The sequence below is a fragment of the Pseudolactococcus plantarum genome, assembly GCF_002441715.1.
In the GTDB taxonomy this organism is placed as follows: domain Bacteria; phylum Bacillota; class Bacilli; order Lactobacillales; family Streptococcaceae; genus Pseudolactococcus; species Pseudolactococcus plantarum.
Genome location: NZ_JXJX01000008.1, coordinates 24,910 through 43,229, shown reverse-complemented (window position 1 = coordinate 43,229; position 18,320 = coordinate 24,910). Strand labels below are relative to the sequence as shown.

Sequence of the window (18,320 nt, the reverse complement as noted above, 5' to 3'; positions counted from 1 at the left end):
TTCTAAGTTATTGTTTGACTGTTATTAATGCGAGGTATATAATGACCAGTGTAATACGAGTAAGTCATAATTTAGGAGGATCTTCATAATTTCAAACAGAGGTATATAATGTCCAGTGTAATATGGGCAGTTCATAGTTTAGGGGGACCTTCATAATTTCAAACAGAGGTATATAATGACCAGTGTAATATGAGTAATTCATAATTTAGGAGGATCTTCATGATTTCAAACAGCGGAACTACAGATGCAACTCAAACTAATTCAATCCCTTCTCCTCCAGAACGAGGAATACATTTGGACGATGTATTTGAATCAGCAGTAGGTGATGGTATCTCATACAATGATACTAGAGATGTATTACAGATGAGCAGTGGAACATCTCAAACGGGGGCGATATGGTCTAAAAATAAGATAGATGTGCGAAAACCCTTTGTCTTCAAAGCGTATATATATCTTGGGGATCAAGGTAATAGTGCCGCTGATGGTATGACTTTCAGCTTACAATCTCGTAAAAATAATTTTTTGGGTAAATCTGGACAATATCTCGGAATGTATGCGACAGGGGAACGTTATTATCTATCCCTAGAATTTGACACATATTATAATGGTGATGGCTTAGATAATCCTCATGAAAATTCTGGATTGAAAAAAGATGGACAACATATTGCTTTCAATACTGGGCATTCAAATTATCACTATGGTAAGTCAGAATTACCAAGTAGTTATGAGATGTCTAATAATTATTGGAAACAAATTACTGTTACAGGAAAACCAATGACAAGCAAGTATTTTAAGATATCTTATACGTATAAAGATATGGGGACAGGTGATACTTTTTCACATGGTACTGATGTCTATTTTACTAAAGATGGTGGTGGAGATGGGGGTCACACATTCTTAGATGACCCTAATGTATATTGGGGCTTTACTTCTTCAACTGGACGACAATTTGAAATAAATGCTTTATCATTTGATACAATACCACAATCTGCTTCAATAAAAACTAAAGATATACAAATTGACAAAGGTGAGCGTTGGAGTCCCAAAGATAATTTTGTTTCAGCAACTAATGAATATGGCGAAACGATTGGTCTAGATGACCCACATCTTTCTACTAAGGATAATGTGGATACAAATAAAACAGGGAATTATACTGTTACCTATACGTATCAAGGGGAATATGGAACAGCTACTGCTAGTGCTTCTGTCAAGGTTTTAGAGGAATTTACTTTAGAAGCAAGCGATATCACGATTAATCAAGGTGAAAAATTTGATCCTTTTGATAGTCGGATTAGTTTGAAGGCTTACGATCCGATAGATGGTGATTTGACTAACAAAATAGACGTTTCAGAAAATGATGTTGATTCTTCTACAGCTGGCACCTATCATGTTAGTTATCAAGTAAAAAATAGTTCTGGTAAAGTTGCTAAAAAAACGATTACAGTAACTGTTATACCTTTTAATCCATGGCCTGATGGGAAAACGGATGGATGGAAAATGTTCTCAGGGGAAGATATTAATCTGACAGTGGACCCAGATAATTCGATTCTAGAGACGAATGAAGTATTCTTTTCTGACAAGCAGGCAAGTATTTATAAAATTTTCTCAGGAAAAGATGAGCTAAAAGAAGGGGAAGATTATAGAGTTACCGTTTACTTTAAACCACTAGACGATAAAATACCTTTATCTTCGTATCGAGTTAAAGTTTCTTTAAAAGCAGAATCATCTAGTGACGACTATAGGGAATTGATTAATACAACATTGAATACTGGTACTCCATATCAGAAGGGATATTATTCAGTAATGGCTGAATTTACGGTTTCAAAAGATGAACTCACTCCTTTAATTAATGTGGAAAATTACCAAGGAGGATATATTGGTTCTGTTAGTGTGTTACCAATAAAGTAGTCTAAAGTGTCATTAAACATGATTATCAAAACATAGTATAATCCAATTATTCAAAAAGAAGGCTATATGAAAATTATTAGAGAAATAGATGCTGATAAATCAGCTCCTACAGGACAACATGCTATTAGTTACCCACAAATTAGTATTCGTACTAATAGAACACCTGACAGAACAAATTTGGATGAAATTGTAGAAATAGCTGATAATGCAGCGGCACAGTTTCCAATTGAAGATCAAGCACATCGATCAGAGGCAGTATTTAAAAAGTTAACATCTTATTTTGGGAGTGGAACTTTGGGCCATGCATGGATTATTATATTTAACAGTGACAAAGATGGTGACTATACGTCCTATGGATTTCATGATAAATATGGATTTGTAAAAAACGGCACAGGAGGTGGCACCAATGATAGACCAGATAGAAAATTTAATATCTCACTCACAGTTCCACTTAAAAATTTAGAGGAAACTCAATCGAATTTAGAACAAAATGTGATACCAAATTTAATTATCCAAAGTAACATAGTTGCCAATGCTATGGGATTACCTACTAATGAGGTCAGCGGTGTCTACACACCTATTAATAATTGTTCCTGGTTTGCAGGAAATGTTTGGAATGCGATTAAAGATGAGCCGCTAGTTTTTGAACAAGATTTTGATGGTGCTGCTCACGCTTATAATTGGGGAATGCCGTTTTTAAACGATGTAACTAGCATTGGTGATCCTGGAATGATTGCTGAAAGCATTGCTGATATCGATCAATCAAAAATAACATTAAAAGATGTTACTTTATCGTTGGGAGAAAAATGGGATAGAGAGTTGCCATTTGTTTCTTGTTTAGATGAAAAAGGTAATACAGTAGAATGGAAAGATTCAAGAATATCCTCTAATGGATTGAACATTGATACAAGTAAGGCAGGTGTATATAATAATATAAAATATACATTTAACGGAGAGCAGGGAAAAGTGGATTCCAATCCGATTACCATAAACGTAAAAATTATGATGTAGAAAACAAAACATTATATCTCTTCGACACTTTATTAGGAGCTATTGCTTTAAAGATCTGATTAATCAATTGGGACTTTAAGGCGATGGTTCCTTTTTGTTGTCATGCTTATCACGATGATAAATTATACAATAGTGACTCTAAGATTTAAGGATAACATCTATTGGTCAGTTAAAAAATGTCAAAGCATTATAGTTTATAGTGATAGGCTAGGGGGCATCAAGGATGAAAAAAGACTCTCCTTTTTGGAAAGTCTTTGTTTTGAAGTGTCGATCAGACTGACAGCATTATTTTTTCTTAGTCAATCGACGCGTTTGCCCAGTATAAATAGACCGATTAAAGTTTAGACAATAACTCACTGTTACTGTGATGAATAAGTAAGGTATGAGCGAGAAGCCAAAAACTTCACATCCGATGAGGATGGGGGCAAAAAAAGTGTTAGTTGCAGCAGCAAAAACAGCTGCATAGCCTAAAGCGGCGACAAATGTTAGCGGTAAGCCAAATAAATGGGCTAAGATAATTCCCAACGTGGCACCAATCGCAAATAATGGTGTTACCTCACCACCTTGAAATCCGATAGCTAAAGTCAAGAGTGTTAATAACAATTTAAGGCCAAAATCCCAGAGAAAAATAGGTCTCCCATCAAAAGCCATCGTGATCAAGTTCGTCCCTAGTCCTGCATAACGGCCTTGGAATAAAAGGAGCAATAAACTAGAGAGTAGTATACTGCCTAAGGCGATTTTGATATAGGGATTAGGTGCTAAATCCGTTAATTTAGCTTTTGTATAACTTAATAACCAAGCAAAACCAAATCCTGTTAGGCCAAAGAGTACACCGATAATGCCTAATTTTAAGATGAGATATAGATTAACTGTAGGTAATTTAGTTATCGTCACAGCGAATTTTTCAAGACCTAGGTAGTGCGCTGTGTAGGCAGAGATGAGACTTGCAAGTAATGCAGGTGGGATGGCTGCGTAATAGATGGTGCCTGCCATAATCACCTCAACAGCAAAAAAAGTAGCGGCTAGTGGTGTTTGAAATAAACCTGAGAAACCTGCTGCCATACCAACCATGACCATGAGGTGACGATTTTTAATTTTAGCCAAGTCGCCTAGGTAATTAGCGACTGTTGCCCCAAGTTGCACAGCAACACCTTCGCGTCCAGCAGACCCACCAAATAAGTGAGTTAACCAGGTAGAGACTGTAATAATCGGGATTAGTCGGACAGGGATGGCCTCATCTGATTGGTGAGCGATATTAAAAATCAAGCCCATACCTTTACTGGCTTCTTTAGCGACATGTTGATAAAGATAAACGGTAATGAGACCAGCAATCGCTAAAAAAGGGATCAGATAAAGAAAGTGTTCGCCTCGAAAACTTGACAAGCTTAATAATACACGACCAAATAGTGCATCAAGGCCGCCTACAATGATGCCAATCAGTATCGCTAATACAGACCAAACCAAAATTGGTTTATAGGCTTGAAACATAGCGTAACTTCCTTATCTAGTCTTTTAAAGTTTGTTCTTGATAAGCGCGTGAGTTTTTGAGAATATCTCTAAACGTATTCACGATAGTTTCTGTAAACAAAGGTTCCTTGACACGATTGGCAACTTTGTCTAAAATAGCGATTTCTCTTGAGTTATCAAGTACACGTACACCTGTCATTTTTTTATAGGTGGCGACTTGTGAGACCAAGTCCATGCGTTGTTCTAAAAGTGCGATGAGTTGGCTGTCCACCATATCAATGTCATTACGAATGTCATCCAGATTCATTTTTATCTCCAAAAATTTGATATAATAATAGACAAGTAACTTTTAATGGATAAGTGTCCCCAAAGTTAATAGTTGTGTGTTATCTATATCAACTATTATATCAAAAAAGTCAGGTGAAACAGATGTCAAGACAAGAAAAATATGAACTAGCCCTTTTACAACTTGATGCGTTGCTTGGTGAGTCAGGTAATGCTTTATCCAATCTTGCCAATACCAGTGCGCTATTATCACAAGTTCTAGTAGACCAAGTATTTGTAGGATTTTATTTATTTGATGGTGAAAAACTCGTCTTGGGTCCTTTTCAAGGTGGCGTTTCTTGTGTGAATATTGCGTTAGGTAAGGGTGTGTGTGGTGAATCAGCCAGTCAAAAGAAAACGATTATTGTCGATGATGTATCAAAACACCAAAATTATATCGCTTGTGATGCAGCAGCACGTTCTGAGATTGTTATCCCTTTAGTTAAAGCTGGTAAGTTGATAGGTGTACTAGATTTAGATGCTAGTAAAGTCAATGGATATGATGAGATTGACCGTGCCTTTCTTGAACAGTCATGTCAGGTGTTAATAGATAAAACGAATTGGTATTTCAACCAATTTTCGATTGAAGCAAAGGATGAAAAATGAGCTATCAAGCCTTATATCGCAAGTATAGAAGTCAACGTTTTGATGATATGGTTGGTCAAGAAGTCGTCTCTAAAACTTTAAAAAATGCGATTTCTACACATCAAATTTCACATGCCTATCTCTTTTCAGGACCGAGAGGAACGGGTAAAACCTCTGCAGCCAAGATTTTTGCTAAGGCGATTAATTGTCCCAATCAACAAGATGGTGAGCCTTGTAATACCTGTGATATTTGTCTAAGTGTGACAAATGGTTCCTTGGAAGATGTGATCGAACTCGATGCAGCATCTAATAATGGTGTCGATGAAATTCGTGATATTCGAGATAAGTCAACCTATGCACCATCTAGAGCGCAGTACAAAGTCTATATTATAGATGAAGTACATATGCTGACGACTGGCGCATTTAATGCCTTGTTAAAGACACTTGAGGAACCGACAGAAAATGTTGTTTTCGTATTAGCAACGACAGAGATCCAAAAAATTCCAGCAACCATCCTCTCTCGTGTGCAACGTTTTGCCTTTAGGGCGATTTCGGTGACTGATATTAGTCATCATTTAGCAGAAATTTTGACGAAAGAGCAGGTAGAGTTTGAACCTGAAGCACTTGATTTGATCGCAACAGCTGCAGATGGTGGTATGCGAGATGCCCTGTCAACGCTAGATCAAGCCTTGAGTTTTAGTGAAGCAGGGTTGAGCACTGATGATGCGTTATTAGTGACAGGTGCTATTTCAAAACAGGCTTTATCGTCTTATGTCAGTGCGATAGCACAAGGTGATGTGCGCGAGGCGTTGGCACAACTCGATTTAATTTTTAATGACGGCAAAAATATGATCCGTTTTACTGAGGATTTAATGCGGCATTTTCGTGATATGCTTTTAGCTGATGCGGCCTCATTGCCAACCAGTAAAGGACAGATTTTTAACTGGATTGACATTGCGACTGATACCTTACAAACACTAAAACAAACGACACAAGAAAAAATTGCGGCTGATGTGATGACCATGCGATGCTGTGAAGCTTCAGCATCAGTAGATTACGGTCAAGTCATAGCTGAATTGCAAGATAAAGTTGCCAAACTAACCGAGAAGTTGGAGACTGGAGACTTTCAGGCAGCAACAGTTGCGACTCCAAAACCTGTCCAACGTCCAACGCAGTCTAAATCAACGACAGCTTATTTTAGTAAGGAATTTGTTTTTAAAGCATTGTCGCAGGCGACAAATGAAGCTAGACAAACCATACAAAATGCTTGGGAAGAAGTGATTAACTCATTTGAAAGCGGATTTGGTAAGTCGATGTTGCAAAGTACCTCTGCTGTTGCAGCTTCAAAAGACTTTGTTGTCGTGACGTTTGAAAGTGAGTTTATTGCGCAAAAAGCCGTTCAAAATGAAGAGCTAAAAGTACAATTTGGTAATTTCATGTCAAATATTGTTGGGTTTGCGCCTGAAATCATCGCCTTGACGACTGAGGACTGGCTAGCGATTCGCTCAGAATATGCGAGTTTACATCAAAAACAGTCTTCAGAAAGTGATGCAGTAGCTGTGACGTCACCTGATGTAACAGCTGTAGCAACGTCACATCAGGTTGTTGATGAAGCACAAGCCCTGTTTGGTGATGTGGTGGAGGTCATTGAGGATTAGGTTAGCTCATCATATCTACTAGTGACTGGTGGCTAGCCTTATGACTAATGTAGAAGGAATAATAGTGAAAGACGCAAAAGATATTTTAGAGAGGCTTAAGCCAGATCAAAAAGTCAATTATGATAAAGTACTACAGCAAGTTATGGCAGAGTGGCAGACACAAGCGCAAAGACCAACGATCTTATTACACAGTTGTTGTGCCCCTTGTAGTACTTATAGTTTAGAGTATCTATGTCACTATGCAGATGTGACGATTCTATTTGCTAATTCTAATATACACCCGGCAAGTGAATATGACCGGCGTAAACATGTCCAACAAGCATTTGTTGATGAGTTTAATAAGCGAACAGGTGCAAACGTTGGCTTTATAGCTGGGGAGTACGAGCCAGAGAAATTTAATCAGATGGTGGTCAAAAGAGGATTAGCTGCTGAATTTGAGGGAGGCAAACGCTGCACAGCCTGTTTTCAAATGCGGTTAGATATCGTGGCTCAAAAAGCTAAGGCACTCGATTTTGATTATTTTGGTAGTGCTTTAACGGTTTCACCTCATAAAAATAGTCAAGTGATTAATGAAGTAGGCTTAGATATGCAAAAGATTTATGCTGTTCATTATTTACCGAGTGACTTTAAAAAAAATAATGGCTATAAGCGCTCAGTGGAGATGTGTGGGGAGTATGATATCTATCGTCAATGTTATTGTGGCTGTGTATTTGCTGCCAAACAACAAGGCGTTGATTTAAAAGAAGTGACTCAAGCAGCCAAGGCTTATCTATCAAAAAAAGACCATCGCTAGGATAGTCTTTTTTTTTGAGCTAATTTTTTAGGAAACGTGTTAAGAATGTTTTAGTTCTTTCTTCTTTAGGATGAACAAAGATTTGATCAGGCGTGCCACTTTCAGCAACGACACCTTGGTCCATAAAGATGACACGATCTGAAACTTCTCTGGCAAAATCCATCTCATGCGTCACGATGACCATCGTAAGTCCGCTATCAGCTAATTCTTTCATCGTTTTAAGCACTTCGCCAACCATCTCAGGGTCAAGTGCACTTGTTGGCTCATCAAATAACAAGACATCAGGATTCATCGATAAAGCTCTAGCAATCGCAACACGTTGTTTTTGCCCACCAGATAATTGGCTTGGTTTGGCATTAACAAAACGATCCATCCCAACAGCTTTTAGGTTATCAAGTGCAGTTTGTATCGCAGTAGCACGACTCCGTTTTAAAACGGTTGTTTGTGCGACGATGATATTTTCTAAGACGTTTAAGTTATTGAATAAATTGAAGGATTGAAACACCATCCCTAGGTGTGTGCGATACGTATTAAGGTCATACCCTTTGGTAAGCACATTTTCGCCTTTATAAAGGATTTCTCCAGATGTTGGTGTCTCCAACAAATTGATAGAGCGTAGTAGTGTTGATTTACCACTACCTGAGCTACCAATAATTGAAATGACTTCACCAGCGGCAACGGTCATGTGAATGTCTTTAAGGACTTCATTCTGACCGAAAGATTTTTTAAGATTTTTAATCTCAAGAATAACGTTGCTCATTTTTCAGCCCCTATTTCCACAAATTTTTCTTCTAAAGGTAATTGCGCTTGCGTGTTACCTGTCGTGTAATTCTCGGAATCTAATCTTTTTTCAACTAATCTAAGGATACGTGTAATCGTAAACGTTAAGATAAAGTAAATTGCGGCAATGATCGTAAAGGTTTGGAAGTATTGATAATTTTGTTGCGCAACTGTATTACCTTGGAAGAAGAGTTCTGTGATTGAGATAACGTTTAAGACAGACGTATCTTTGATGTTGATGACAAATTCATTTCCGGTTGCAGGCAGGATGTTACGGATAACTTGCGGCAATACAATTTTACGCATTGTTTGACCATGGCTCATACCTAAAGCGCTAGCAGCTTCGAATTGTCCTTTATCAACAGCAAAGATACCACCACGAACAATCTCACTCATATAAGCACCAGTGTTGATCGAGACGATCAATAACGCTGCCATGGTTTTATCTAAAGAGAGATCTAAAAACTGTGCTGAACCGTAGTAGATGACCATGGCTTGTACGATCATTGGCGTCCCACGAAATACCTCAACATAGATATTAATCAACCACCCCACAATTGTATGGAGTACTGATAAGACAACATTTGCAGATTTCTTAGATGTTCTAAAGACACCGATCATGAGACCGATAAATGTCCCGATGATTGTCCCAATAATTGAGATGAATAAAGTCATGCCAGCAGCTTGTACGAAATCGCTACCGTTATTTTTGATAATATCTGATACTTGTCCCCAAAACCCAACTTTTTTAGACGTTTGTGTTTGTAGGGCAACCATATTGTCCATCAGTTTTGTTTGTTCAGCTTGACTGATTTCTGATAAAATACCATTGATTTCAGAAAGATTTTTATCGCCTTTTCTAAGACCAACAGCTGTTTGTGTATCATCAGGATTAGTTTTGAAGCCGTTACCGTCAGAGAAAGTAATCATCTTGAATTTAGGGTTCTTAGCCATAGCTGTGATCCCTTCAGGACGTTCACCAACATACCCGTCAATCGTACCAGATTCAAGTGCTACACGCATTGCTGAGAAATCGCCCATAGCTGGCTCTTGTTTTGCGCCAGTCATTTGAGGGATTAAATCATAGTGGAACACACCTTGTTGTCCAGTGATTTTAGCGCCTGAAAAGTCTTTGATAGAAGTTGCGTTTGCATATTTGCTATCTTTTTTGACCATGACGACAAGTTGACTAGTATAGTAATTTTGTGAAAAATCAATCGCTTGTTTACGTTCTGCAGTCGGACTCATACCAGCAATGATGGCATCAATTTTCCCAGAGGTAAGCGCAGGCAATAAGCCATCCCACTTTGTTTTGACGATAACTAACTTTTTATCTAGCTTATCTGCAATTTTTTTAGAAATTTGCACATCATAGCCATTAGCGTATTGATTGGTACCATCTATTTTGACAGCGCCGTCAGCATTTGTTTTTTGTGTCCAGTTGAAAGGTGGATAGCCTGCTTCCATACCAACACGGAACTCATTGTCTTTGCTAGCTCCTTTTGCAATAGTCGTTGGTGCTAGACTGAGGACGAGAAGTGTCGCAAACAGTAGCGAAAATATTTTTTTCATAATTCTCTTTCTAAGTGTATAGATTATCTTCACTATTATACTAAAAATAGACTGAATTTTCAATAACTACCGCCTTGTAATTTCTATCTAACAGACCCTAATAATAATGATAGAACTTGTTGACACAATCTGTCCACCATTTGTTATAATGAGTACAGTGGTTTATAAAAATTGAAATAGGAAAGTGGATACTATGGAATTTATAAAAGCAATTATTTTGGGTATTGTCGAAGGGATTACCGAATGGCTACCCATTAGTTCAACAGGGCATTTGATTCTAGCCGATGAGTTTATTAAATTAAAACAGCCGACTGAATTTATGAATATGTTCAATGTCGTGATTCAACTTGGTGCGATTCTAGCCGTTGTCGTGATTTACTTCAAAAAACTGAACCCGTTTGATAAAGCAAAAACGGCACGGGAAGTTCAATTAACTTGGCAACTATGGTTGAAAGTGGTCATTGCTTGTGTTCCTGCTATTATCGTTGGCTTACCTTTAGATAAATGGCTAGATGCGCATTTTCATAAATTTGTCCCAGTAGCCTTTATGTTGATTATTTATGGCGTAGCCTTTATATATGTAGAGAAATGGGCAAAGACACGTCCAGATAAGTTAGTTAATCTAGATTATATGCCCTACAAGTTTGCCTTTTATATCGGTCTGATTCAAGTATTGTCATTAATCCCTGGGACATCACGTTCTGGTGTCACGATATTGGGTGCCATTATCCTTGGCGCTTCGCGTTTTGTAGCTGCAGAATTTACGTTCTTTCTCGGTATTCCAGTCATGTTTGGTGCAAGTTTCCTTAAAATCGTTATGTTTATACGTGACGGATCAGGATTTAGTTTCTACCAATTCTCTATCTTAATGGTAGCCTGTATTACAGCTTTTCTAGTTTCTATCGTGGTCATCAAATTCTTGATGGATTATATCAAGAAACATGATTTTACCTTCTTTGGTAAATATCGGATTGTCCTTGGTGTGATTATACTGATTTATGCAGGCATTGCAGCAGTCTTTGGTTGATAAACAAACGTCCGTTAAGTGAGGTATCTGTTAGGGATACGATAAAATAAAAAGGTTAATTCTGATGAGTTGGCCTTTTTTTATTTGCTGATTTGTGAAAGTCATACACCGTGTTTAAGTCGACTAAAAAGCCAGATAGCAGTTTTGCTTATCTGGCTTTTTGATGTAGCCCTTAACGTTTGATTAAGTTAAGGGTTGTTGTTTTGCTGTATTTTTGTGAAGTGATACTTTATAAAGTACGAGACAAACGATTGGTAAGATTGCCGCAATTAAGTATACTTGTTGGAATGAGAAGAAACTTCTTAATTCCCCTAGTATGAAAGGACCAACACCTAAACCAAGGTCTAACCCGATGAAGTATGTTGATAAAGCAACACCGATTCTATGGCTTGACGTAATTTGTTTTAACGATACGGCTTGTCCATTTGACATAAATGTTCCATATCCAAGACCGATTAAACCACCAGATACTAATAATTCCCAACCGCTAGTTGTAAAGCTTAATAAGATTAAGCCTAATGTTAAGAAGATGTAACTAGGATACATAACAAATTTTTCGCCGAGTGAGTCGAAAATTTTACCTGAGAGTGGACGTGTCGCTGTGATGATCAATGCGTAAACCACAAAGAACAATGAGCTTATTTCAACTAAATGAATGATTTTAACATATGAAGATAAGAAAGCAAGAACACTTGAATATGAAAGACCCATCAAGAATGCTAAGAAAGCGATAAAGATAACTTTCTTTTCGATGAAGCTATCAAAAGTCCATTTATTGATAGCTTGTTTAGTTTCTTCTGTTAACAGAATGTTTTTAACTGGGAATACAAAACAAGCAATTGTTGTTAACAATACGAGTGCGATAGAGAAGAATACGATGAATTTGAAATTTGTATAGTTGAGGAGCAACATACCGATAAATGGTCCGATTGCTGCAGCCAAACTAGTACTAAGACCGTAATAGTTAATCCCTTCTCCGTAACGAGATTTAGGGATATAGGCTGTTACGATAGCATTTGTAGCAGTTGAGATTGATCCATAAGCAAAACCGTTCAAGAGACGAACAAGATATAGCATAGGGATAACTGGTATATAAAGATAAGCAATAGTTGTGATTAAATAAAATAAAGCACCAAATCTTAATACTGCTTTTCTACCAATAACTTCCAACTTCTTACCAATAAATAAGCGGGCGAGTAAAGTACCAATAATATAAATGCCGGAAGCTAATCCCGCTTGTCCTAAAGTGGTGTGAAGTTGTTTTTGTGCAATAACAGCGATGATAACCATCAATAAATAATAAACTAGATATACAATAAAGTTGATGATCGTGATTGAAATGAAACCAGCATTAAATAGTTTCTCGTTTTCCTTGTCCAATAGTCTATAAACTCCTTTTTAAAATATGGGTGATGTGTTGAATAGCTTAAGCAACTTCTTGTGGGACGCTTAAAACTTGTTCATTCAATTTACGTAGCGTATCAATTTTAGTTTTGATATCTGTATAATTTGAAGGGTAGCGATCTACTAATTCAGTAATAAATGAATCTCTTACTGCTACAAAGTAGTCGATAAAGCTATTGAGCTTTTCGTTATCTTCATTTTGCATTTTGAGTTCAAGCATTAATAAGTTTTGATAAGCATCGTTTAAGAAAATTAAAGCTTCTTCTTTATCAAAACGTACACTGTAAGCCGCTTCTACTCTATCAACGATTGCATTTGTCCAAATTGTCATTTTTTCCACTCTTTCTATAATTAGTTCCTTAATATTTGTTCGTTTACTGACTATAATCGTTAAGGTGTTGAGCCTTTATTTAAAACATTATAGCGTTGCATCTATCTATATCCTCCGATTACCTAATCTGCTTAAACGTTGTTACAGGTAATAGTTTATACCTTTGCAATTCTTATAGTCAACTCCGATAGTTGTGATAAAATTTATTTATAACAAATTAAGGATATTATGATAAACTGATGTAGAGGAGATAGCGTGTTATGAATTTACGAGATTTTGAATATTTTGATGCATTAGGAAAAGTGTTGTCTTTTACACAAGTGGCGACGCAATTTAATGTCAGTCAGCCTACGATAAGTTATGCAATCAAACGACTAGAAAAATATTATGCCTGTGATTTAGTTCAGAAAGACCCTTCTCATAGATTTGTTATATTTACAAGAGAAGGTGAGATATTAAAGTCTCATATCACCAATATCTTAGATGAATTTATGATTACTGAGAGAGCGATTGAACACGCTAAGCAAAAGAAAATACATATCGGTTTCCCACCATTAATCAGGGCAAGGATATTTTCAAAATTGTTAAGTGAAGCAGATACAGCTAATCTCATCTCGCACTTTAATTTAGTTTCAGCAAGATCAAAAGATTTGTTAAATCATCTATTATCTGGTCAACTAGATTTTAGCCTAATGGGGAGTATGGCACCATTATCCCACCCTAATTTAACGTTAAAATTATTGTACAAACGTGAGTTTTATATTTTTGTCTCAAAAGATAACCCGTTATCTGAGAAAACCGAAGTATCATTTGCAGAGACGCTAGCATATCCCTTTATTTTATTAGAAAGAGGCTTGGCGCACACTACTGCATTTGAAACACTCAATAATCGATATAATAAGAAAGCAAATGTCTTACTTCATTTTGCTGATGTTCATACCATTGGCCAACTCGTCAAATCAAATGTTGGGATCACGCTAATGACGGATTTTCTGCCATTTGAAGATATGGAAGGATTAGTCAAAATTCCCTTAGTAGCCGAAGATAAAGTCCTATTTTATGTGCAGTATGCCTATCTAAAAAATGCGATATTAGATGATAAATTACAGCGCTTAATCTCTATGCTAGATAGATTGTCTAAAGAAGATGAATTGTTATAAGTGTTTTTTTGAATCCCAGTTAGTCCAGCGCTAACCGGGACTAACAAAGTTATTCTATAGGATAGAAATAGCAGATCATTTAAAAAAAAAATAATGATCATAAAATTGAGGAAAATAAAAAATTAACTAGCAAAGTCGTCAAGTTTATGATATAATGAATACTTGTGAGAAACCCTCACTTACTCGAAAACAGTTCGAGTCATTAGACCAAAAGGAGGAGATACATCAATGGCTACTACAAAGTACGAAATTCTTTACATTATTCGTCCAAACATCGACGAAGATGCAAAAACAGCGCTTGTTGAGCGTTTTGACACAATCTTAACAGAAAATGGGGCAACTATTTTTGAATCAAAAGATTGGGAAAAACGTCGTCTTGCGTATGAAATCAACGATTTCCGTGAAGGTTTGTATCGTATTATTACACTTGAAGCTGATACTGATTCAGCTGCAACAAGTGAATTTGACCGTTTATCGAAAATTAACGATGACATCTTACGTCACATGATCACTAAGGTTGAAGCTTAATTATAAGTTCGCTTTAGGTATCAGGAAGGACTAAACATGATTAATAATGTTGTTTTAGTAGGTCGTTTGACCAAAGACGTTGAATTACGTTACACACCAGCTAACCAAGCAGTAGCGACTTTTACCCTTGCGGTAAATCGAACGTTTAAAAATGCAAATGGTGAGCGTGAAGCGGACTTCATTAATATCGTCATTTGGCGTCAGGCTGCAGAAAATCTAGCGAATTGGGCTAAAAAAGGTGCACTATTAGGTGTTACTGGACGTATCCAAACGAGAAATTATGAAAACGCCCAAGGTCAACGTGTTTACGTGACTGAGGTCGTAGCAGATAATTTCCAAATGCTTGAAAGTAGAGCGGCACGAGACAATGGCCAAAGTGGTGGTGGCTATACACCAACATCACAAGCAAATACTTCAAACTTCGGTGGTAATCAAGCATCACAAACGCAAGCTTCATCACAAACTCCTGATTTTGGACGCGATAGTGATCCATTTTCTGGTGGCACACCGATGAATCTGAGTGATGATGATCTACCATTTTAATCACAGTTAGACAGTTTTGAATTAGAAATTGTCTGGAATAATATAAAGGAGAAAAACATGGCATTACAACGTCGTGGTGGCTTCAAACGCCGCAAAAAAGTTGACTTTATCGCTGCAAATAAAATCGAAACTGTTGACTACAAAGATACTGAACTCTTGAAACGTTTCATCTCTGAACGTGGTAAAATTTTACCACGTCGTGTGACTGGTACATCTGCTAAAAACCAACGTAAAGTTGTAACAGCAATCAAACGTGCACGTATCATGGCTTTACTACCTTTCGTAGCAAACGAAGCTGAATAAAAAACCTATGAAAGCAAATCTTACGGGATTTGTTTTTTTATCAGTAAAAATTTTGAACATCAAAAAAGACTAACAGATGCTGTTAGTCTTGAACGAGACCGATTATAGCTCCATCGGTGTCATGATTGTTTCGCGCCCCATATTATCGACCGCATGAAATAGTTTTGGCCAACTCGTATCAAACTTATAGTTGAAATCGATGACAACAGAGGTGTAAGGATCATCATCTTGTGAAAAACGCACGGAAAGTGCACCATGGTTATTGAGTAATTCAAAATTAATCGTAGATTCTAAAACAAAAACACCTTTTAGATTGTTATCGATCATATACCAGAAACAATCAATAACTTCACCCGGAATTGTTTGGATGGTACCAAAACTAGCATAGCGTGATTGTGTATTTGTAAAAGCCATAGGGTCACCTCGCTTTCTTTGGAAATCAGATATAAGTAAATTATATTTTAATTGTCAAAAAAAAACAAGAAATAGGAACTTAAAATGCGAATTGATGATGTGTTGATAAGATATGGGCAGGTTGCGCGCTCCAAAGTCAAAAAGATAGTTAAACAAGGTTGTGTGACAGTCGATGGTAAAGTAGTCACTATGGTGAATTATCAAGTAGATAGTAACTTAAATGATGTAGCATTAGACGATCAGCTTCTCGTTTTTCCAGCTCATCGGTATTTGATGCTAAATAAAGCAATCCGAACTCTCTCAGCTAACCAAGATAAACAGCTACCAGTGGTATTTGATGCGTTATCGCAGGATATTGATCGTGAAGGGTTGTATCTGATTGGTAGGTTGGATTTTCTCTCACAAGGTCTGATACTCATTACTGACAATGGTAAATTAGGCCGTAATTTACTGAAGCCTGATGCGCATGTCAAAAAAGTGTATGCAGTTGAGACTAAAGAGGCTTTATCTACAGATGCTGTGGATAAATTTGCATCTGGTCTAGTCATAGATGGCGATGTGCAACTAGCACCAGCTCAACTCATATTAACCTCGCCACATTCTGCTATCGTGACCATTAGTGAAGGGAAAAATCGACAAATTCGCAAGATGTTTTTAAGCATCGGGGTCTTGGTGACGCAGTTGGTCAGAAAAGAAATCGGTCCTATCCAGTTAGATGAGACGTTAGCCCCTGGTGAATATCGGAGGTTAACGCGGTCTGAGATTCAGCAGTTAGCCATCTATTTTAACTAAAAATCGATTTCTCTTAATTCACGGTTGATGATGTCAAAATCAAATCCTTTTCGCGCAAGTCCGTTAGTGACACGCTGTTTAAGATCGTACCCATCATATTTTCGACTGTATTTTTTGAGTAGTTTTTCGAGTTCTTTTTGAAGTAGCTCTTGCTCATTTTCTGGGTCAGACTCTAGCTCAAGATTTGTTAGTGCGAGTTTACTAATATCATATGAGAACCCTTTTTGAGTTAAGTGAGTTGTGACTTTTAGTTTTAGTGCTTTGAGCGGGAGTCGACTATATTTTGTCATGACTAATTTTTCCGCTAAGTATGTAGCAGTGTCCAGTTGTGTATCTACATCATAACTTTCAGCTAATTTGTCTTGGATGATTGCTTTATCAATGCCTTTATCCATTAATTTACGTTCGATCTGATAGGGACCGAAAGTTTTTCCTAATACCTTTTCCTGAATAAAAGAGGTGGCATAGGCAGTATCGTCTATGAACCCCGAGTTTGTTAAGTTATCAATGATTTTAAATGTTTGGCTACTTGTTATATCATGATCCATGAGGTAGGTTATGACCTCTTTTTTTGTACGTTGCTTAAAAGAAATATAGTAGAGGGCTAGATTTTTTCCTCTAGAAAAATCAGAAAATGCAATGATTTTATCCACCTCTGACGCCTCAATATGCGTCTCTTTTGATAAAAGAAAGTGGACAATCGTATCTTCTGTAACATAAATGGTTTGGTCATTATCGAAAACGACTTTATAAAGTCGTTTCTTTTTTTCAAGGGTTATGATTTTAGGCATACTTTATTATACGTAAAAATAGCTAATTTTGCTTATTTTTTGAGGCGTTTATGATCGCGATATGACCAGTTTAGGTCAAAAGTAGGCGTAATGCTAAGTGAGGCTTGCGTACGTTATAAGGAGATTCATACGTTTCTAAGATAAGACACTGATAGTCTTGGTGAGCTAGTTTGTTTAGCTCATTGGCCACTTGTTCTGGCTGAATATGTTTGATCAGCTCAGGTTGATGACTAATATGTAAAATTTCTAGACAGCCAGTGTTTGGCGTGTGTGCTTGTATTTTTAAGGCGAGAAATTGTTTTAATCGCCCATCTTGTTGCACGTAAAAACAACCCACTTTATTAAAATAGGTGGTTTGATGCGCATCAATGATATCAAGTGCTTTGTAGAATGCTTCATAATAGTGGTAAGAAAAAATATCACCTTCAAAAGGTAGCAGTAAAAAATCTTCGTGTGTTGGGTTTGCAAGTGTCTCTGAGTTGATTTTTGTATGTAAATTTTGTGAAAATTCAAGCTCAGAAGTCAGTCCCTCAAGGAAATGCTCATCTGCTAATAATTGCTTTTTCTTTTCTAAAATATGTGCCTTTGCTTTATCAATGATTGCATCTAAATCAATTTTATCGGCATCAGCCCAATACTGGTTAAATGATTTTAAAGAAATACCATAAGTAATACATAATTTGATCAGTTGTAAATAAATGATATGAGAGTTTGAATAATAGCGATAGCTATTGCTAGGATCGATATAACTCGGTGGGAAAATCCCAATCTTTTCATAGTATCTGATGGCTTTGATGTGTGTGTTGGATAATTTACTGAGTTGTCCAATCGTTAACGCATTATTTTTTTTCATATGACTTGACCTTCCCTTTACAGTATAGTTTATGATAGTACTATATCATAAAACATGCATATAATAAAGGAGTAAA

At 36.8% G+C, this 18,320-nt stretch carries 20 protein-coding genes; 11 read left to right on the top strand and 9 right to left on the bottom strand.

The window, feature by feature from the left end:
* Positions 1-219: 219 nt before the first annotated feature.
* Both RU87_RS06235 and RU87_RS06230 read left to right on the top strand, forming a co-directional pair.
* Positions 220-1,908 (top strand): lectin-like domain-containing protein, encoded by a 1,689-nt coding sequence (locus RU87_RS06235; protein WP_068163041.1) that lies wholly within the window; start codon positions 220-222, stop codon positions 1,906-1,908.
* Between the two features lie 66 nt (positions 1,909-1,974).
* Positions 1,975-2,919 (top strand): bacterial Ig-like domain-containing protein, encoded by a 945-nt coding sequence (locus tag RU87_RS06230; RefSeq protein WP_096835827.1) that lies wholly within the window; start codon positions 1,975-1,977, stop codon positions 2,917-2,919.
* 285 nt (positions 2,920-3,204) lie between these two features.
* On the opposite strand, the gene RU87_RS06225 is transcribed toward RU87_RS06230, so the two are convergent.
* Positions 3,205-4,407 carry a chloride channel protein gene (locus RU87_RS06225; protein WP_068163044.1) on the bottom strand — a complete coding sequence of 401 codons (1,203 nt, stop codon included), beginning with the start codon at positions 4,405-4,407 and terminating at the stop codon, positions 3,205-3,207.
* 16 nt (positions 4,408-4,423) lie between these two features.
* Positions 4,424-4,693 (bottom strand): chorismate mutase, encoded by a 270-nt coding sequence (locus tag RU87_RS06220; protein ID WP_068163046.1) that lies wholly within the window; start codon positions 4,691-4,693, stop codon positions 4,424-4,426.
* Between the two features lie 122 nt (positions 4,694-4,815).
* Here RU87_RS06220 and RU87_RS06215 point away from each other — a divergent pair, with 122 nt between their 5' ends.
* The 3 genes from RU87_RS06215 (at position 4,816) to RU87_RS06205 (ending at position 7,746) form a co-directional block, all read left to right on the top strand.
* Positions 4,816-5,316, top strand: coding sequence for a GAF domain-containing protein (locus RU87_RS06215; RefSeq protein WP_068163050.1), 501 nt, complete (start codon positions 4,816-4,818; stop codon positions 5,314-5,316).
* On the top strand, positions 5,313-6,953 hold the full coding sequence (gene dnaX, locus RU87_RS06210; protein WP_068163052.1) for a DNA polymerase III subunit gamma/tau: 1,641 nt from the start codon (positions 5,313-5,315) through the stop codon (positions 6,951-6,953). The genes RU87_RS06215 and dnaX overlap by 4 nt, the downstream gene beginning before the upstream one ends.
* Before the next feature lie 64 nt (positions 6,954-7,017).
* Positions 7,018-7,746, top strand: coding sequence for an epoxyqueuosine reductase QueH (locus tag RU87_RS06205; RefSeq protein ID WP_068163054.1), 729 nt, complete (start codon positions 7,018-7,020; stop codon positions 7,744-7,746).
* Between the two features lie 19 nt (positions 7,747-7,765).
* Here RU87_RS06205 and RU87_RS06200 read toward each other — a convergent pair whose 3' ends face one another.
* Together RU87_RS06200 and RU87_RS06195 are read right to left on the bottom strand one after the other, a co-directional pair.
* Entirely contained in the window at positions 7,766-8,506 is a 741-nt protein-coding gene (locus RU87_RS06200; protein WP_068163058.1) for an amino acid ABC transporter ATP-binding protein, read from the bottom strand.
* The gene (locus RU87_RS06195) at positions 8,503-10,098 is read right to left on the bottom strand and encodes an ABC transporter permease subunit (RefSeq protein WP_068163061.1); all 1,596 of its coding nucleotides are present in this window, start codon (positions 10,096-10,098) and stop codon (positions 8,503-8,505) included. Before RU87_RS06195 ends, RU87_RS06200 begins: the two co-directional genes overlap by 4 nt.
* A 193-nt stretch (positions 10,099-10,291) precedes the next feature.
* On the opposite strand from RU87_RS06195, the gene RU87_RS06190 reads away from it, so the two are divergent.
* Positions 10,292-11,125, top strand: coding sequence for an undecaprenyl-diphosphate phosphatase (locus RU87_RS06190; protein WP_068163063.1), 834 nt, complete (start codon positions 10,292-10,294; stop codon positions 11,123-11,125).
* 183 nt (positions 11,126-11,308) lie between these two features.
* Here RU87_RS06190 and RU87_RS06185 read toward each other — a convergent pair whose 3' ends face one another.
* Together RU87_RS06185 and RU87_RS06180 are read right to left on the bottom strand one after the other, a co-directional pair.
* On the bottom strand, positions 11,309-12,505 hold the full coding sequence (locus RU87_RS06185) for an MFS transporter (RefSeq protein WP_068163067.1): 1,197 nt from the start codon (positions 12,503-12,505) through the stop codon (positions 11,309-11,311).
* 46 nt (positions 12,506-12,551) lie between these two features.
* Positions 12,552-12,860, bottom strand: a complete 309-nt coding sequence (locus tag RU87_RS06180) for a hypothetical protein (protein WP_197456624.1) — start codon at positions 12,858-12,860, stop codon at positions 12,552-12,554.
* A gap of 260 nt (positions 12,861-13,120) precedes the next feature.
* Between RU87_RS06180 and RU87_RS06175 the strand changes: the two genes are divergently transcribed.
* From RU87_RS06175 to rpsR, 4 genes are all read left to right on the top strand, one after another.
* Entirely contained in the window at positions 13,121-14,020 is a 900-nt protein-coding gene (locus tag RU87_RS06175) for a LysR family transcriptional regulator (RefSeq protein WP_068163070.1), read from the top strand.
* 228 nt (positions 14,021-14,248) lie between these two features.
* Positions 14,249-14,548: a 30S ribosomal protein S6 gene (gene rpsF / locus RU87_RS06170; RefSeq protein ID WP_068163073.1), complete on the top strand. Its 300-nt coding sequence runs from the start codon at positions 14,249-14,251 to the stop codon at positions 14,546-14,548.
* A 36-nt stretch (positions 14,549-14,584) separates the two neighbouring features.
* Entirely contained in the window at positions 14,585-15,091 is a 507-nt protein-coding gene (locus RU87_RS06165) for a single-stranded DNA-binding protein (protein ID WP_068163078.1), read from the top strand.
* Positions 15,092-15,148: 57 nt separating this feature from the next.
* Positions 15,149-15,394: a 30S ribosomal protein S18 gene (gene rpsR / locus RU87_RS06160; protein ID WP_068163081.1), complete on the top strand. Its 246-nt coding sequence runs from the start codon at positions 15,149-15,151 to the stop codon at positions 15,392-15,394.
* Positions 15,395-15,496: 102 nt separating this feature from the next.
* Here rpsR and RU87_RS06155 read toward each other — a convergent pair whose 3' ends face one another.
* A complete protein-coding gene (locus tag RU87_RS06155; RefSeq protein ID WP_068163083.1) occupies positions 15,497-15,808 on the bottom strand; it encodes a DUF960 domain-containing protein in 312 nt (103 codons plus the stop codon).
* Between the two features lie 84 nt (positions 15,809-15,892).
* Between RU87_RS06155 and RU87_RS06150 the strand changes: the two genes are divergently transcribed.
* Positions 15,893-16,600, top strand: a complete 708-nt coding sequence (locus tag RU87_RS06150; protein ID WP_068163086.1) for a pseudouridine synthase — start codon at positions 15,893-15,895, stop codon at positions 16,598-16,600.
* On the opposite strand, the gene recX is transcribed toward RU87_RS06150, so the two are convergent.
* On the bottom strand, positions 16,597-17,391 hold the full coding sequence (gene recX / locus RU87_RS06145; RefSeq protein ID WP_068163089.1) for a recombination regulator RecX: 795 nt from the start codon (positions 17,389-17,391) through the stop codon (positions 16,597-16,599). The genes RU87_RS06150 and recX overlap by 4 nt on opposite strands.
* 70 nt (positions 17,392-17,461) lie before the next feature.
* Positions 17,462-18,244 (bottom strand): MerR family DNA-binding transcriptional regulator, encoded by a 783-nt coding sequence (locus RU87_RS06140; protein ID WP_068163092.1) that lies wholly within the window; start codon positions 18,242-18,244, stop codon positions 17,462-17,464.
* Positions 18,245-18,320 lie beyond the last annotated feature (76 nt).

Excerpts from the sequence above, each read along its gene's own strand:
- RU87_RS06180 (WP_197456624.1), bottom strand. The coding sequence starts at position 12,860 with ATGACAATTTGGACAAATGCAATCGTTGATAGAGTAGAAGCGGCTTAC.
- RU87_RS06195 (WP_068163061.1), bottom strand. The coding sequence starts at position 10,098 with ATGAAAAAAATATTTTCGCTACTGTTTGCGACACTTCTCGTCCTCAGT.
- rpsF (WP_068163073.1), top strand. The coding sequence starts at position 14,249 with ATGGCTACTACAAAGTACGAAATTCTTTACATTATTCGTCCAAACATC.
- dnaX (WP_068163052.1), top strand. The coding sequence starts at position 5,313 with ATGAGCTATCAAGCCTTATATCGCAAGTATAGAAGTCAACGTTTTGAT.
- rpsR (WP_068163081.1), top strand. The coding sequence starts at position 15,149 with ATGGCATTACAACGTCGTGGTGGCTTCAAACGCCGCAAAAAAGTTGAC.
- RU87_RS06230 (WP_096835827.1), top strand. The coding sequence starts at position 1,975 with ATGAAAATTATTAGAGAAATAGATGCTGATAAATCAGCTCCTACAGGA.
- RU87_RS06165 (WP_068163078.1), top strand. The coding sequence starts at position 14,585 with ATGATTAATAATGTTGTTTTAGTAGGTCGTTTGACCAAAGACGTTGAA.
- RU87_RS06235 (WP_068163041.1), top strand. The coding sequence starts at position 220 with ATGATTTCAAACAGCGGAACTACAGATGCAACTCAAACTAATTCAATC.
- RU87_RS06215 (WP_068163050.1), top strand. The coding sequence starts at position 4,816 with ATGTCAAGACAAGAAAAATATGAACTAGCCCTTTTACAACTTGATGCG.
- RU87_RS06190 (WP_068163063.1), top strand. The coding sequence starts at position 10,292 with ATGGAATTTATAAAAGCAATTATTTTGGGTATTGTCGAAGGGATTACC.
- RU87_RS06140 (WP_068163092.1), bottom strand. The coding sequence starts at position 18,244 with ATGAAAAAAAATAATGCGTTAACGATTGGACAACTCAGTAAATTATCC.
- RU87_RS06200 (WP_068163058.1), bottom strand. The coding sequence starts at position 8,506 with ATGAGCAACGTTATTCTTGAGATTAAAAATCTTAAAAAATCTTTCGGT.
- RU87_RS06155 (WP_068163083.1), bottom strand. The coding sequence starts at position 15,808 with ATGGCTTTTACAAATACACAATCACGCTATGCTAGTTTTGGTACCATC.
- RU87_RS06225 (WP_068163044.1), bottom strand. The coding sequence starts at position 4,407 with ATGTTTCAAGCCTATAAACCAATTTTGGTTTGGTCTGTATTAGCGATA.
- RU87_RS06175 (WP_068163070.1), top strand. The coding sequence starts at position 13,121 with ATGAATTTACGAGATTTTGAATATTTTGATGCATTAGGAAAAGTGTTG.
- RU87_RS06150 (WP_068163086.1), top strand. The coding sequence starts at position 15,893 with ATGCGAATTGATGATGTGTTGATAAGATATGGGCAGGTTGCGCGCTCC.
- recX (WP_068163089.1), bottom strand. The coding sequence starts at position 17,391 with ATGCCTAAAATCATAACCCTTGAAAAAAAGAAACGACTTTATAAAGTC.
- RU87_RS06220 (WP_068163046.1), bottom strand. The coding sequence starts at position 4,693 with ATGAATCTGGATGACATTCGTAATGACATTGATATGGTGGACAGCCAA.